The organism is Simiduia sp., from assembly GCF_058345725.1.
The window spans coordinates 47,486-63,465 of the sequence record NZ_JBTUOC010000007.1; the positions used below are offsets into that span (position 1 = coordinate 47,486).

The 15,980-nt window shown below is 53.6% G+C and carries 14 protein-coding genes; 5 read left to right on the top strand and 9 right to left on the bottom strand.

What is annotated here, in order from left to right:
* Nucleotides 1-26: 26 nt before the first annotated feature.
* The 3 genes from leuB to leuC form a co-directional block, all read right to left on the bottom strand.
* Nucleotides 27-1,100 (bottom strand): 3-isopropylmalate dehydrogenase, encoded by a 1,074-nt coding sequence (gene leuB, locus ACW8F6_RS01980; RefSeq protein WP_491574159.1) that lies wholly within the window; start codon nt 1,098-1,100, stop codon nt 27-29.
* Nucleotides 1,101-1,229: 129 nt separating this feature from the next.
* On the bottom strand, nt 1,230-1,886 hold the full coding sequence (gene leuD, locus ACW8F6_RS01985) for a 3-isopropylmalate dehydratase small subunit (RefSeq protein ID WP_491574160.1): 657 nt from the start codon (nt 1,884-1,886) through the stop codon (nt 1,230-1,232).
* Nucleotides 1,887-1,896: 10 nt separating this feature from the next.
* Nucleotides 1,897-3,327 (bottom strand): 3-isopropylmalate dehydratase large subunit, encoded by a 1,431-nt coding sequence (gene leuC, locus ACW8F6_RS01990; protein ID WP_491574161.1) that lies wholly within the window; start codon nt 3,325-3,327, stop codon nt 1,897-1,899.
* Nucleotides 3,328-3,514: 187 nt separating this feature from the next.
* Between leuC and ACW8F6_RS01995 the strand changes: the two genes are divergently transcribed.
* The gene (locus tag ACW8F6_RS01995) at nt 3,515-4,393 is read left to right on the top strand and encodes a LysR family transcriptional regulator (RefSeq protein WP_491574162.1); all 879 of its coding nucleotides are present in this window, start codon (nt 3,515-3,517) and stop codon (nt 4,391-4,393) included.
* A 111-nt stretch (nt 4,394-4,504) separates the two neighbouring features.
* Complete coding sequence (locus ACW8F6_RS02000) at nt 4,505-5,203, top strand: TIGR04219 family outer membrane beta-barrel protein (RefSeq protein WP_491574163.1); 699 nt, start codon at nt 4,505-4,507, stop codon at nt 5,201-5,203.
* Nucleotides 5,204-5,276: 73 nt separating this feature from the next.
* Here the strand turns inward: ACW8F6_RS02000 and ACW8F6_RS02005 are convergent, their stop codons facing one another.
* Complete coding sequence (locus ACW8F6_RS02005) at nt 5,277-7,211, bottom strand: beta-ketoacyl synthase (protein WP_491574164.1); 1,935 nt, start codon at nt 7,209-7,211, stop codon at nt 5,277-5,279.
* A 281-nt stretch (nt 7,212-7,492) separates the two neighbouring features.
* Between ACW8F6_RS02005 and ACW8F6_RS02010 the strand changes: the two genes are divergently transcribed.
* Nucleotides 7,493-8,479: a GlxA family transcriptional regulator gene (locus ACW8F6_RS02010; protein WP_491574165.1), complete on the top strand. Its 987-nt coding sequence runs from the start codon at nt 7,493-7,495 to the stop codon at nt 8,477-8,479.
* Here the strand turns inward: ACW8F6_RS02010 and ACW8F6_RS02015 are convergent.
* Together ACW8F6_RS02015 and ACW8F6_RS02020 are read right to left on the bottom strand one after the other, a co-directional pair.
* Nucleotides 8,476-9,036 (bottom strand): class I SAM-dependent methyltransferase, encoded by a 561-nt coding sequence (locus ACW8F6_RS02015; RefSeq protein ID WP_491574166.1) that lies wholly within the window; start codon nt 9,034-9,036, stop codon nt 8,476-8,478. The genes ACW8F6_RS02010 and ACW8F6_RS02015 overlap by 4 nt on opposite strands.
* 140 nt (nt 9,037-9,176) lie before the next feature.
* Nucleotides 9,177-9,623 (bottom strand): Hsp20 family protein, encoded by a 447-nt coding sequence (locus tag ACW8F6_RS02020; protein ID WP_491574167.1) that lies wholly within the window; start codon nt 9,621-9,623, stop codon nt 9,177-9,179.
* A 287-nt stretch (nt 9,624-9,910) separates the two neighbouring features.
* Here ACW8F6_RS02020 and ACW8F6_RS02025 point away from each other — a divergent pair, with 287 nt between their 5' ends.
* Both ACW8F6_RS02025 and ACW8F6_RS02030 read left to right on the top strand, forming a co-directional pair.
* Entirely contained in the window at nt 9,911-10,300 is a 390-nt protein-coding gene (locus tag ACW8F6_RS02025) for an HPF/RaiA family ribosome-associated protein (RefSeq protein WP_491574168.1), read from the top strand.
* Between the two features lie 298 nt (nt 10,301-10,598).
* Nucleotides 10,599-11,477: a hypothetical protein gene (locus tag ACW8F6_RS02030; protein WP_491574169.1), complete on the top strand. Its 879-nt coding sequence runs from the start codon at nt 10,599-10,601 to the stop codon at nt 11,475-11,477.
* 101 nt (nt 11,478-11,578) lie between these two features.
* On the opposite strand, the gene ACW8F6_RS02035 is transcribed toward ACW8F6_RS02030, so the two are convergent.
* The 3 genes from ACW8F6_RS02035 to ACW8F6_RS02045 form a co-directional block, all read right to left on the bottom strand.
* Entirely contained in the window at nt 11,579-11,857 is a 279-nt protein-coding gene (locus ACW8F6_RS02035; RefSeq protein ID WP_491574170.1) for a hypothetical protein, read from the bottom strand.
* 210 nt (nt 11,858-12,067) lie between these two features.
* Nucleotides 12,068-14,437 carry a 7TM diverse intracellular signaling domain-containing protein gene (locus ACW8F6_RS02040; RefSeq protein ID WP_491574171.1) on the bottom strand — a complete coding sequence of 790 codons (2,370 nt, stop codon included), beginning with the start codon at nt 14,435-14,437 and terminating at the stop codon, nt 12,068-12,070.
* A gap of 101 nt (nt 14,438-14,538) precedes the next feature.
* Nucleotides 14,539-15,980: SbcC/MukB-like Walker B domain-containing protein (locus tag ACW8F6_RS02045; protein WP_491574172.1), on the bottom strand; the 1,442-nt coding region annotated here is incomplete at its 5' end.

The following is a 15,980-nucleotide window of genomic DNA, read 5'->3' on the forward strand; positions in this document are numbered from 1 at the left end:
TCCGTTTTCAACCTGTAAATAGTAAATTAAAGTGCCGCGACAACTGCGTCGCCCATAGCTTCAGTGCCCACCTGAGTCATACCCGCCGACATAATATCGCCGGTGCGCAACCCCTGATCCAAAACCTTTGAAACAGCCTGCTCAATGGCCAGCGCTGCGTCTTCCCGATCCAACGAGTAACGCAACATCATGGCCGCAGATAAGATCGTCGCCAGGGGGTTTGCCAGATCTTGACCGGCGATGTCCGGCGCTGATCCGTGACAGGGTTCGAATAATCCCCGCCGGTTTTTATCCAACGATGCCGACGGCAACATACCAATGGAGCCCGTTAACATAGCCGCAGCATCGGAGAGGATATCACCAAACATATTGCCCGTAACCACTACGTCAAATTGTTTAGGCGCTTTCACCAGCTGCATGGCCGCATTGTCCACGTACATGTGCGAAAGTGACACCTCCGGGTACTCGGGCGCCAACCGGTCCATGACTTCGCGCCACAATACAGTCGCCTCTAGCACGTTAGCCTTGTCGACACTGCACAAGCGCTTGCTGCGTTTCATGGCCATTTCAAAGGCATTGCGCCCAATGCGTTCAATTTCGCTTTCCGAGTATTTGTAGGTATTGAAACCTTCCCGCTCGCCGTTGGGCAGCGTGCGAATACCGCGGGGCTCTCCGAAATAAATACCGCCGGTGAGCTCGCGCACAATCAGGATATCGAGACCTGCAACCACTTCGGGTTTTAACGTGGAGGCGTCAGCCAACTGCGGATACAGTAGCGCTGGGCGCAAATTGGCAAACAATTTAAGTTCAGAGCGCAATTTTAGTAGGCCCTTCTCGGGACGTATGGATCGATCGAGCTTATCCCACTTGGGGCCGCCCACTGAGCCCATTAAAATGGCATCCGAGGCCGCCGCCTGGGCCAATGTGTCATCGGCCAGCGGCACGCCGCAGGCGTCAATTGCAGCGCCGCCTAGCAGGCCTTCGGTGAACTCTAAGCCCAGGTCAAACTGACCGTTGATCCGGTCCAATACCTTGCGCGCCTGCTTGACGATTTCGGGCCCGATACCGTCACCGGGCAAGACTAAAATGTGTTTTGACACAACTCATTTCCTTTTGTATGCCCAACAAGATTTGGGCCTTCATTTTGCGTAATTAATCTTTGCTGGCGCCTTACAATATTGCCGACAACGGCGCCATCACTTAACGCCCGATCGCCCAACAAGCCTCCGCTAGCGGCCGGGCACTATCGCATCAAATAACCAAGGCGCCGACACTCTGCGTTGCGCTTCGTAAGCCTTAATCGCATCGGCCTCCTGCAGAGTCAGTCCAATATCATCTAACCCCTGCAGCAAACACTGCTTGCGAAAGGTATCTACCTCAAAAGCGTAAACCTTGCCGTCGGGCGCGCGCACTTCCTGGCTGGCCAGATCAACGGTCAGCGAAAAACCGGGCTCGGCGTAGAGCGCCTCAAACAGAGCGTCTACATCCGCCTCGGGCAAAGCGATCGGCAAGAGACCGTTTTTAAAACAGTTGTTATAGAAAATGTCCGCAAAACTTGGCGCTATCACCGCCCGGAAACCATAGTCATCCAGTGCCCAGGGCGCGTGCTCGCGACTGGAACCACAACCAAAATTTTTGCGCGCCAGCAAAATACTGGCACCCTGATAGCGCGCCTGATTCAACGGAAAGTCGGGGTTTAACGGCCGGTTGCTGCAATCCTGATCGGGAAATCCCTCGTCCAAATAGCGCAGTTCGTCGAACAGGTTTTTTCCAAAACCCGTGCGCTTAATGGATTTCAAAAACTGCTTTGGAATAATCATGTCGGTATCGACATTGGCGCGATCCATTGGCGCCACCACACCGCTCACAGTGGTAAATGCTTTCATGGTTTACTCCTTAGCCTTGAATATCGAAAGTGCGCACGTCCACAAAATGGCCAGCAACTGCTGCCGCGGCAGCCATGGCGGGGCTGACCAGATGGGTGCGCCCACCGTAGCCCTGACGACCTTCAAAATTGCGGTTTGAGGTAGAGGCGCAGTGCTCGCCATTGCCCAACTTATCGGCGTTCATGGCCAGGCACATAGAACAGCCCGGCTCTCGCCACTCCACGCCCGACGCGAGGATAATTTTGTCCAGCCCTTCGGCCTCCGCCTGTGCTTTCACCACGCCCGAGCCGGGCACAACCATCGCCTGCTTAACCGTGCTGGCCACCTTGCGCCCTTTCAGCACAGCCGCAGCTGCACGGATATCTTCAATGCGCGAATTGGTGCAAGAGCCGATAAAGACGCGGTCGACTTTAATTTCTGCAATGGGCTGACCGGCCCGCAGGCCCATATAGCGCAGGGCGCGCTCAATGCCTTCGCGCTTGACCGGGTCAGTTTCCGCGACGGGATCGGGCACCGAGGCACCCACCGGCAATACCATCTCAGGGGACGTGCCCCAACTGACCTGCGGCGCAATTTTGCTGCCGTCCAGTTCAACCACCTTGTCAAAATGCGCACCCGCGTCGCTGTGCAAGGTCGACCACTCCGCCACCGCGCGATCCCACTGCTCGGCACTTGGGGCGTAAGTTCGGCCCTTGACGTAATCGAGCGTAATTTGATCCACCGCCACCATGCCGGCGCGTGCACCTGCCTCAATGGCCATGTTACACACGGTCATTCGGCCCTCCATCGACATGGACCGAAAAACCTCGCCACCAAATTCAATGGCGTAACCCGTACCGCCGGCGGTGCCGATCTCGGCGATAATGGCCAATACGACATCTTTAGGGGTCACGCCAGCGCCCAACTGGCCGTCTACGCGCACCAACATGTTTTTCATTTTCTTGGCCACCAGGCATTGGGTCGCCATCACGTGCTCCACCTCACTGGTGCCGATACCGTGCGCCAGCGCTCCCAAAGCACCATTGGTAGCCGTGTGGGAGTCCCCGCAAACAATCGTCATACCCGGCAAACAGGCACCCGACTCAGGGCCAATGACGTGCACTATGCCCTGGCGCCGGTCATTGATTTTAAATTCCACAATGCCAAATTCATCGCAGTTGTCATCCAGCGTTTGCACCTGAATTTTGGACACTGGGTCGGCAATACCTTCGACACCAGCGGCCCGCTCAGTGGGTGTCGTGGGGACATTGTGGTCAGGGGTCGCCAATATGGAGTCCACGCGCCAGGGTTTGCGCCCAGCCAGGCGCAGCCCCTCGAAGGCCTGCGGCGTGGTGACTTCATGAATGATATGGCGATCGATATAGATTAATGCCGACCCATCATCGCGCTGTTTGACCAAGTGGGCATCCCACAATTTGTCGTACAGGGTTTTGGCTACCATGACTTCCCTCACTGATTCCCTTGCTGCCAGGCCGTTACGGCCAGCACAGCCCTTAATGTTTGCGCCAGTTTAAGAGTGCCCACCAAATAACACAAATTCATTATTTTCATGTAATCAATTCCATTCTAGAATGCACGGAAAGACGCACAGTCTGTGCAAGAAAAACGCAACGGAGGCAATATTCAGGGTGGATACACAAAGTTTACAGGCATTTTGCGCCGTCGCTGAGCTGGGCTCTTTTTCTAAGGCAGGCCAGCAACTTTTTCTTACCCAACCGGCCGTCAGCAAGCGAGTGGCAAATTTAGAGCAACAGCTCAATTGTCGGCTGTTTGATCGCATTGGCCGCAAAATACAGCTCACTGAAGCTGGCCACCTTCTGCTGCCCAGGGCGCGCAGTATTCTGCAAGCTGTGGCCGACAGCCAGCGATTGATTGACGACCTGGGCGGCGAGGTGCGCGGTCAACTAACCATTGCCACCAGCCATCACATCGGCCTGCACCGCTTACCCCCCCTACTCAAGGACTTTGCCAACGCCTACCCAAAGGTCGATCTGAACCTGCGTTTTATGGACAGTGAGCGCGCCTATGAGGAAATTGGCCAAGGTGCACACGACCTCGCGATCGTTACGCTGAACCCGGAAACTACGCCGCAAATAGAGGCCGAGCCCTGGTGGGAAGACGAGTTGGTGTTTACCTGCGCCAAAGACCACTTTCTAAGTCAACACGCATCGCAATTATCACTGAACACCCTCAGCCAACACCCGGCCATTCTGCCCGATGCCAACACCTATACCACCGCGCTGATCCAGTCTTTGTTTGACCGCGCACGCGCCACCCTGTCCATCAGTATGACCACCCATTCCTTAGACACCATTAAAATGATGGTCTCCATTGGCTTGGGCTGGAGCCTGCTGCCGAAAACACTGATCACCCAGGACCTGGCCGTGCTAAGCCCGGCACCGACTACACCGATCGTGCGCAAGCTAGGCTGCATTCGCCATACGCAGCGCTCGCAAAGCAACGCAGCGCGCGCCTTTTTGACGCTTTGTCGATCACATTTATCGTAAATTCCGCGCTAATTTCCCGCCAGCTATGGCTATAATGCGCCCCATTATCACCGGCAGGCGACCCTTAACCTGGCGCATTGCTACCCACTGTTCCATTTGATGGAGACCCGCATGAATTACACACGCACACTGTCCGCGCTCGCCGTTTTGTCTTTGAGTTCATCAGTCGCACTCGCCGACGCCCTGGGACTGCATCTGGGCCTTGGCCAGTGGCAAAATGATCCAGACGGCCAGCTGTACAGCTACTCAATGGACGAACTGAATTACAAGCAGGCCAACAACCGCTTTTTTTACGCGGCCTTTGAACACCCTATTCCCCTGCTGCCCAACGTGCGAATTCAATACGATGAACTGTCTCACAAAGGCAACACCACCTTGGTGACTGTGCCCGCGGCCAGCCTTACGGACTTGAGTTCCACCGACGTGATCGGCTATTACGAGCTGTTGGATAACTGGATTAGCCTGGATTTAGGCCTGGGCGTGCGCCGCTACGATGGCAGCTCCGTAGTAGAACTGGGCGGCTCAGAAATTAACAGAGATACCGTCAACACCTACCTGCCAATGGTGTACGGCGATGCCAATTTTGATTTACCTTTCACCGGCCTTTCTGTGGGCGCAAAATTTCAAGGCGGCAGTTACGACGATACGGAATTTACCGAATACTCGGCGCGTATCAGCTACATGCTCGACAGTATCCCCTCAGTAGGTGCAGAACTGGGCTACAAAAAGAAGAATCTGTCCAGCGTAAAAGGTCTCGATATCGATGCCGAGTACACTGGCCCCTACATTACACTGAAGGCTCATTTTTAATTATCTTTAAGCTCGCAGCGACAAAAATGGCGCCCGAGGGCGCCATTTTTTATGTCGGCAACCAAAGTGCCCGCTATTTGTTGAGCAGATCTTTGTAGGGGCTCGGCACCACCAACTCCACAGGCTGCGCAAAACCCGGCACCTTTAACTGCGTATCGGAAATTTCCAGTGCCGCCTCATCGATCATACCCTCGCCAAAGCGATAGATAGTGTCAAACTGCCCGCGCGTGGCCCGCTGATCGTAGGCCGCAATGGCCGCACGCGTGCCTTCGCGACGTGCGCAATAAGCGGCAAAGGCCGCCTCACCGTAACGGTTTTTTAGCAGCGTTTCCACAATGCGCGGCGACACAACCGTGGCGGTCGCATTGTTGCCGCCAAACCCCTTGGAGTTTAAAAACGCTACATCCATCGCGCGCTCGCGACAATCCAGATCCGCCAAGGGAATGTGCAGGCGCTTGGCATGCACATCCTCAGCCACCCGTGCGATGGTTTTAATGCCCGGGATAATGCCGTACTTGAAAACCCCCAAGGTCGAAATCAATTGATCGGCACTCGCAGGCGCCAGTGAGTGGCCCACATAGGCTTTTACCGCCGCCACAGGCCAGTTTTCAATTCCGAACACCGCAGCTAAACGATCGAATATTTCGCTTTCTGTGACTCGGTTGGCGGGGGTACTCGAGCCGTGAGCCTGAATGAAGGAGTGCTTGCGCACGCGCTCAGCTCCCAGCAAATCCACTGCACTGGCCACCGCCTTCGCCATGGTAATGTAATTGCCCGGCCCCGGCGCCGATATGGACTTTTTGTAGCCGTCGGCATTCACAAACACCTCTGTCGCCGCGCCGTGTATTTCCGCACCTAGCTCAAGTGCCAGTGCATCGTCCATAAGCACGACATACTGAGTGGACTCGGCAATGGTAAAGCCAGCATTGTCGCCAAATGGGCGGCTCGCGCGCCGGTGATCAGGCTCTGCGTCAGCGGGCAAGCCATCCAGCTTACGTAGATTCTCGTCGCTGGCCAGTGCGCCCATGGCGCCGTAGCCATCGATAACTTCCGGCAACAGCGGCGCCTCGGCATTGCCCACAACGGCAACCCGGCGCCGGCCGGCAACTATGTCATTCACGGCCGCCTGCAGGTTGTACAAAAACGTCGCACAGGCGCCCACTATGGCTCCTGTGTGCCCCACGCTACCCAAAACGTAAGCGTTTACGAAATCGGCCGGCATGGTATTCAATCCCAGCGGGCACTGCTTGGCGCTGACCCGCCCGCCTTTCAGGCGCTGCTGCATCATGCCGCCAAACCCATTTTCATCCAGCTGACTCATGGCATTGCTGGCATACACGCCAATTTCATCGGGTTTAACGGCGTCCACCACCTGCGCCCAGTCAATCCCTAGCGAGTGCACGGCGTCTGAGGCGCCAACGATGGCAAATTGCAGGGCACGCGGATGGAACCGGGCATTGTAGTGATCAGCCGGGTCGTAACCGCTAGGCAGCTGACCCGCCGCTTTAACAGGCATCTCGCGGGTGCTATCAATTTTTGCCTCGAGGGTTTCGGTAATAATGACCCGCACTCGACCCGGCTCATCGGCCAAGGGCTCCGTTTGCCACGCCGCCGGCAGCGGCTCGGGCAGATCCCGCTCGCGGGTAATAAAACTCACTTGCCCCTCCGGCGCCAAGGGGACATTTTTATGCCACTCGGTGGCGTCCACATCAAAATATCGGCGCTCTATCTTGCGAATCAACGTGCCGTCTAGCGCTGCCTGGGTGTATTTGGCCAGCACAGCCGCGCGGTCCAAAAGCTGGTCTTGCGGTGCGCCAAGATCCAACCACAGGCCACTGTCCTCGTCGTAGCGCACGAGCTTCATCATGGCTATCAAGCCCAGTAGCGTCTCTTCGCGCGAAGCGGTATCGAGGCTATCGATAACGGTGCGCCGATAGGCGTGGTGCACGGAACTGCGCCCGGCGGCACTAAAGCCACCAAAGCCCACAATAACGGGTAATTTCACCATGGGGTGCCTGAACTCCTTAATTGACTGATCGCCTGCGGCGGCCCGTGTCATTCAGCCAAGCAGCGCGTCGATGAGCGGAGTGTAGAAACTCAGAGCCCTGTATACTACGGCATTTTGGTCGCAAATTTTGCATTTCTAGCCAAATTACCAGATTATCCCTTGCCCGTGGCCATTTTGAGGGCCTAGGATGGCGGCCTGTTCGGTCAAAACTCACCGGCATATAAGCCAAACGCTTGTTTGCCGGATTCTTGACCTAAGCCCACAGCAACGCGTGAAATCTTATGCACCAAATTGCCTTTGTTCTCTGCGAGCACATGCTCGCCACCGGTACCACTCTACCCATAGAAATGCTGAAGGCCGCCGAAAGTGCCGCCCTGAGCCAAAGCCGCCAGGTCAAACGCCTGGCAATTCACACCGTAGCGGTGAACAAGGCACCCGTGGTGACCCGCGCAGGTTTTGCCCTAATGCCCGAGTACGATCTCGCATCTGCGCCGCAACCCGATATGATTTTTATTCCCAGCCTGTGGCGCAATCCCCGGCCAATCATCCGCAAAAACAAGGCGCTGCTCACCTGGCTTCGCTCGCAATACGAAAATGGTGTAACCATCAGTGCCGTTGGCACCGGTGTGTGTTTTCTAGCGGAAGCCGGACTTCTCAATGACAAGGCGGCGACCACCCACTGGTACTACTTCGACCAGTTTCAAAAGGATTACCCGCAGGTCCACCTAAAGCGACAGTATTTTATATCTCAGGCCGGCAGCCTCTATTGTGCGGCCAGTGTGAATGCGCTGGCAGATCTCACGGTGCACTTTATTCAGCGCATGTACGGCAAGCCTGTTTCGCTGCACGTAGAACGCCACTTTTCCCATGAAATTCGGCGCTCTTATGAAACCACCAGCTACTTTGACGGCGGCACTCGGCATCACCCCGACGAAGAAATCATGCAGGCACAAATGTGGTTGCAGGACAATTACGGCAGAGAAATAAAGCTCAGCTTAGTGGCCGAGCGCTTTGACATGAGTGTGCGCACTTTTAACCGGCGCTTTAAGGCGGCCACCGGTCAATCGCCGCTTCAGTATTTACAAGAGATTCGAATAGAAACGGCAAAGGACCTACTGAAGACCAGCAACCTTTCCATCAGCGAGGTTGCCTTTAAAGTAGGCTACCACGACATGGGCCACTTCACGGGGTTATTTAAAAAGTTACTGGCGACAACACCATCGGAATACCGCACCACAGTCAGGGCCAAGCTGTTTAGTGCCGTTTAGTGGGCGACATTGTTTGCGGGCGCGGCGGGTTTACGCAAGAAAACCACGTCGCTATCCACGAACGTCAATTCTGCACCCAGCGACTTAGCCAGCCAAGCGAAGCTTGGGTCTGAGAAAAAAGCGATATGGGTGGGGTCATTTTTGTAGTGCCAAGTACTGAATGCCTGTTGATCGATTACTCGCTTGGTCATTAACGCCATTAAACCGCCTGGCATTAACCGCTGCCAAAGTGCAACGAGTGTGAGGCCTGGCTGCGCCAGGTGCTCAACCACTTCCGTAGCGCAAATAAAATCATAATTTAATTGCAGGACTCTCGGATCTTGGGCGTAAAATTTATCGTATACGGCTACGTGAAAGCCCTGAGCGAGTAACCACTGCTGCAACGCAGGCCCTGGCCCACAACCAAAATCCAATCCCCGTGCACCCGGAACCAGTTTATCGACGAGCGGATCACCTAAACGGCGAAGAAATTTTAAATAGCCGGCATCGGTTTCGGCATTTTCGTGTAAATCGTACTCGGCTTTTTCTCGATCGCAACTGACCTGCTGATCTGGCATGACAAACACCAACTGGCAGCGCTCACACTGCCAGTATGTTCGGCGCTTGTCCTGAAAATATTTACAAGGGCCGCACCAATAACAGAGCGGGCAACGGCCTTGACTATTTAGCATTTTCCGGTTGAATTCAGCAGCGACCTTTACGCAACTTTCAAAGCTGACGTAGACTGACTGATTACGATCTTTCGCGGCTTCATGGCTTCCGGTATTTCGCGGACTAAATCGATGTGCAGCAACCCGCTTTCCATGCTGGCGCCCTCTACTTTCACATAGTCTGCCAACTGGAAGCGGCGCTCAAAATTTCGCTCTGCAATACCTTGGTGCAGATACTGCCCTTTTTTGGCGCTACTGGCTTTCTGCCCAAGCACGGTCAATTTATTTTGATCGACTTGGATATCAATCTCCTGCTCAGAAAAGCCTGCAACGGCCATAGAAATACGGTAGGCGTCTTCGCCTGTCAATTCGATATTGTAAGGCGGATAGGCCGGCTGGCTTTGCTCAGCGCGACTCAGAGAATCTAATACTCCAGCAAGGCGATCAAAACCAATGGCAGAGCGGTACAAGGGGGTCAAATCAAAGTTTCTCATAGTGTTATCCTCTATTCAGAGCAATAATTTAAGGGGGCCGATCCACTGATCCAGCCGTAGGTGCGCCCCAGTTTCTGGCAGCGCACTAGAGATATATGGGCCGTGAATAGTATTTCAACCCCCGCCTGACGCCCCATTAGGTTCAGCCGCCCACGACTTACTGAACGACCAATAGTTCCCAGAATATATTCGCAATATTTCTTTAAAAACTATTGTAATTCTGAATAAGAGTGACAATATGTAAATCAGGACGTCCAGAAAAGTCACGTAAACCAAGGAGCACTTCTATGAAGTCAGCTGCGACAATTGTGTACAGAGATTTGGAAGCGTCACCGGCATTGAGTGCCACTATTCAAAAGAAGCTCGATAAGTTAAATCGGCTTTCTGATCGACTGAGTGTACAGCGTGTGGTGATCACCGCGCCACATCAGCACCACCACAAAGGCAGCGAATTCCACGTCAGTTTGGAAATTCACCAAGCCGGTAAAACCGTCAATTTAAGCCACGCCGACGACACAGTTCAGATTGCCGTCAGGGAGGTTTTTGCCACAGCCGAGCGATCCATCAAAGAGCTCGCGGCCAAGCAGCGGGCCAAGCGTCACGTCAATAAAAATACGCTTCTCGAACAGGAGCAACCAGATAGCGACGAGTTTCAGCACTTTGACGAGGCGGGCTAAGCGCTTAGTAAGCTTCCCAAACCAACTGTTGATACAGCGCCAATCTAGCAAAAAAACATGCCAGAGATGGTCTCTAGGTAGAGATTAATCGCTAGTTTCACGCCAATTGACGCAATAAGGCAGTTTAATGATCCGTCGTTAAACTGCTATTGCTGTGCACGCCCACCCAGTGCTATGTTTAGTCGGTCTGTGTCAATTGTACGTTTAACGAGAGCGAAGTGGTTGTTTAACCAGCTATCCTAGCTGAGTGATTACATTGTATTGTGGACGCCGTTAAGTGAATGGTAGGAGCTGCCAGATGGCTGAACTGAATGTTCGCTCGCGCCGGCAACGGCTAAGCATCTACGCTGCATGGATTAGTGTGCTTATTGGTTGCTGCCTGAGCGCTTTGCTGATCGCCAATGGCCATGCCGCCAGCAATGCACTTGCGCCAGAATTCGAAGCGGACCGCTTGGTGATGGCTGCTGAGCACGCACTGGCACAAGACCAATTAACAGACGCATCGCGCTATTTGGCACAGGTTAGCCAACTCGACATTACACCGCCCCCCGAGTATCACTATTTTCAAGCCCTGCTGCTCGAGCGTAAAAGCCACTATGGCAAAGCCCTGATTCACTATAGGAGCTACGTCAACCAATGCGGTAAAAGCGGTCGCTTCTATCGACAAAGCCTGGGCCAGATTACCGAATTGGAAAGACTTGTGCAGGGCGACACTTCGAACTCGCAACCTGAAATTCAATGGGGTGGCTTTACCGCAGACCAATCAGATGCAGCCTACCAGCAGCGACTGCTCGCCCTGTATAAAACACCCAGCCCCGAAGCGGCCTTGACCCACCACATCAACAGCTTATTGCGCTTTTACGCGCTGCCGCAGGCACAAGGGGAATACTTTGAAATTGTAACGCGCGAACACCGCATTCAAACACTCCGGCGCAGTGATCCCGAAGACGGCCGGGCAGTGGCCATTAAGGAAAATCAACTCGACTTTAGCGTCTATGGTTTGAACCCTTACCTGAAATCCTCATGCGGGAAAAATCTTACCTTTGGTCAGGCCTGCTGGTTCTACGCACCCCAATCGGCGCAAGAGTGGCTGGCCGTGCAAAACAATCCGGTGGCGGCGGCAGAGCTAGAAAAAGCATTGGCGGCGCTCATCAAGACTCTTCAGAAAAATAAGTGACTTACTACGCGCAGTGTTAGCGTCGAGCATTCGATGCCCCATCACCAAAGCCCTCAGCTGGGCCATCAGTCAAAACTTTTAGTGGCAAGCGCAGAATAAGCTCAGGCCGACGCCCTGCGATTGGGCAGCACTAAGCAGTCGGGGCAAAAGCCAGGCTCTAAAATCTGTAGATAGGTGAGCTGATCTTGATCGAGGTAGGTCACAAGAAATAGCTTGGCTAAATCTGGGTAGCCCCGCACATCGGGCGCTGAGAGCAACTCGCGATTTTCACCAAAACCCAACCAGAGCCGATTAGCTGCGAAATAGATCAACCGGCTCAGACCAAAATGGCGATGGTAGATTTCCCGTACTGTGAGTCCTGAGGTATCAAAGTAAGCCATGTGCCTTGCTCCTTGGCGAGAGTCAACCTTTCCTGTTTTAAGACAACCGTTTGAATTTCAACGACTTATATAGGCGTACCCGCGGCAACTCCGCAATAGATTACCTTGGCCTTCCCCTGTCAAACTACGCGATTAGCCAATGCAACAACTGGTACGAACGAACATACTAGATCAATATATGATCAGGGTAAAGTGGCAAGCCGCGGCTGTTTATACCATTTGAACCATTTGCTCTACCCCTTTTAGAGCTTGCGCTAAACGCCCCGATTGAATGGGCTTACTGAGGTAATCATTCATGCCGGCGGCCAGGCACTGGGCTTTGCTTTCTGGCTGTACATGGGCCGTAAGCGCCCATATGGGGACCTGAGGCCAGCCCTGCTCAACACACATCGCGCGTATTTGCCGCGTCGCCTCAAAGCCGTCGAGGATCGGCATATCACAGTCCATCAGTATCAGATCAAAGCGCCCCTTTTGACCTTGAAAGAGCGCGACAGCCTGCTCGCCATTATCCACTAGCGCCACGTTATGGCCCAGGCGCTCTAACATTTTTTCAATCACCACCTGGTTAACGCGATTGTCCTCCGCGACCAAGATGCTTAAATGAGCCTGAAACCGCACCCGCCCATCTCGCTCCGATATCACAAGCTCAGAGGCATTGATGGGCGTCAAGCTGAGCAGCGCCCAGAAGGTCGCTCCATCACCCGGCAAACTGGACACGCCCACTTTGCCGCCCATTAACATGACGAGCTGCTTGCTGATATACAGTCCCAACCCCCGGCCTTTGCCCGAGGCACCGTCCAAACCCACGGTTTCAGCATCGAAAAGACTGGCGGCGCGCTCTATTTCGATGCCCGGACCACTATCGCGCACCACAAACTTGAGCCGGTCTGGATGAAGCTCGTCGCCAGCACGTGAGACTTTCAATACGACTTCGCCGCGACGTGTAAATTTGCAAGCGTTGGATAAAAAATTCATCAACACCTGCCGTAAACGCGTGTTGTCACCGCTAACGTACAAGGGTACATCCGGGGCAATAACACAGCGCAACTCTACATATTGACCATCGACCTTGGGTTTATAGGCCGCGACACACTCCTCACACAACTGGTGTAAATTAAAGCTAACCTGTTCTAACACAATCTTTTGCGACTGTATTTTTGCCAGATCTAATAAGTCGTTAATAATTCCCAGCAGTGCAGAACCCGACTGATAAATAAGGTTGTTGTATTGTCTGGCGGTGTCTGTTTGCAAATGCTCGCGCAACAATTCAGACATGCCCAAAATGCCATTCATGGGCGTGCGAATTTCCTGTGATACACGGGCAATTAAATCTGACTTGGATTGATTTTCGTGCACCACCAGCGCTTGTGCATCCTGTATAAACTGTATTCTGGCCGCCAGTGCCAGCGCCAGCAGCATCATTTCTGCCACCGCACTGGCGCGAAACCAGGGCCAAAGTGCGTTAATACTACTTTCCGCTGCGCCTACTAATATTGCGCACATTGAAGCGACTACAATGCATAAAAGTGCCCATGCCAGGGTAAAGTACTTAGCGTAACTGTAACCCGCTCGCCAGACGTAGGCTCCGGCAAAAATAAAGCTGGTAAATGCAATCATTGCCGTAACGACAGATACATCAAACACGTAACTGGCATCCACAAATAGCGCTAGCAGCAAGGGCGTACAGCAAAGTAGCATTAAAACTTGAAAGTATGCGTACACTGCCGGTGCACGCGACTTTAACGAGAGAAAGGAAGCGGCGAATGCGCAGCCAAACAGCTGCGTCAAAGCCGACCAAAAAGCCTGCCCCGTGACCTGAACAGAGGGCAATATCGGCAACAAATAAGTAAACAATATACCGTCAATAGAGGCAAAAAACAGTGTGAGACAAAATGTGAATCCTACATAAAATAGATAGGACCAGTCACGCAGTGCAACAAACAGAAATACATTGTACAAAATCATGGCAAGCGCAATGCCGTAGTAGATTCCAGCCTCCACCCCACGCTCTGCGGATACATGGTGATAGCTAGCAACGTCCCAGACCGTGGTCGGTAAATCCAACCATCCGCTGGCGTGCGCTCTCAACCACAGGGTGATCGTCTGATTGTGCTCTACCTGGATAGGTACCACATAGTCTGGGCTCGGAAAGGCGCGCGCCTCCACTGGCATTGCAGCGGTAAACCGATGGCTCGCCAATAGCTCGCCCTTAGACTCGATATACACCTCAAAGGAATCAATACTGGCGTTCTGAAAACTGATGAGCCAGCGCGTCGTGCGACCCGTATTGCGCAGTTTTACAGTCAGCCAAACGGGGTTGCGCACACTGCCCAACGTGGCATCCCGGTCCGGTACCGGTCGCCAGTGCGCATCTTCGGCTACTAATTTGACGGCGTTGAAATCCACCCCACCAGAGAGGTCTTCGAAATAGAGCAGATGCTGCCCTACGGAAACAGACAGCGGCGGCTCCCCTATTTCAACAGGTGCTTGCGCCGTAGCCAGTATTTGCCCCATGCTGGCGACAGAAAACAGCAACAGCAAGGCACCAATGCCTATCACGCTCCGCCACATGGTGCCCATTCACCTCGCCCACTACCAACTCGATGTAAGCCTAGGGCAGGCTAAGTCAGTGCGCAAACTGTCGGCAGGGATTTTCAGTGACGGCGCGACCATCACACTGGTCAGTCCGCCGCGGCCTCCAGCTCGGCCAACTCATCCAGAAAATCAATACTGGCCTGGTGTTTGAGCGTCTGGCGGTGTTGATCCATTAAACTTCGCACCGCGTCGCGATTAAGCACCTGGCGGTCTACCAGCACCCGTGAATGGAGTTCGCCAATAGGTTGTGCGGTGGCGCACTTGCTAAACACAAATTGGTTGCTGATAAGATCCAGAAAGGGCCCCGATTTACTCGACGGCATAATAAACATCAGCTGAAGCCCTAGGGATTCGGTCAAATAATTGATCACCTCCTTGGAGCGGTGCTCATCCATTTTACTGAACGCCTCGTCCACCAACACCATCCGCAAGTGGTTGCGCCCTTCATTAAAGCGGAATGCCGAGGTTATTGCCGCGCTGCGAATAATGTAAGCAGGGGTTTCCAGCTGACCGCCCGAGCCAGTGCCATATTGGCTCAGCGCTATGGGCGCTTTACCTTCAGGCTCTTTGTAAATTTCGTAGCGACGGTAGTTTCGATAATCGGCCAAGCGGCCCAGTTCTTTCAACGCTTGCTGCTCATTGTCATCCAGCAGCATAGCCATGAGCTTGTCGCGCACCCGAAGGTGCTTCTTGTCCAGCGCCATCTCAAATAGCGATTCGCCATCCCCCAGTGCAGGGTTATCTATGACTGCCTTGAAAAACTGCCAGTACTCTTTAAATTCCGGGATCCAGCTGTAACCAAAATAAAACCGCTCGCGATCTGCACCAAACCGATGGTGCTCCAACTCGGCATTTAGTTGTTCCAGTGTTTGCTTACCGTCGTTTATCGCCTGATAAATGGCATGGCACAGGTTGGTTACAAAAGCGTTGTTAAAGCTGGCCCGCATGGCACTGATATCTGCTTGGCGCGTAGCCAAAATATTGTTTTTCAAACGGTTGTATAGGCCGTCTAATTGACGTTGCAATGCACAGACATTTCTGAAATTTTGCTCGCAGTGCAGCTCTGCCAAATTGGGCTCAAACAACAACCTATCGGCACCTGCGGCCGCCAGATTATGCTCCATCAGGAGTGCATCAATTTTTCGTAGACTTTTACCCAGGCCAGCCCTGACCTCTGCATGCTCGGCATCAAGTTGCGCCAAGTTTCGGCGAACGGCCCAATCATCCGCTTCCGCTATCGCGCTGTCGAAGTCAAAATCCTGCCATAGAGATACCAGAGCCGCTAAATTAGCCTCAGACTCTTCTAGCGCCGCCAGCGTCGCATCTTGCTGCGCATCCAGACGCTTACATTGGGCATCCACTGCCCGGCGCTCAGCCTCAAGATTGATACGTAATTCTTGCAACTGGTCGAGCTTTTGCTGCTGTAAGGCCAGTTGCGCTTGTAATTCCCTTAGAGCTTGTTCAATAGCTTCGTGATCAGCCAGTGATAGCCGCGCCAGTCGCGCCACTAAGGACTCGAGCTCACGTT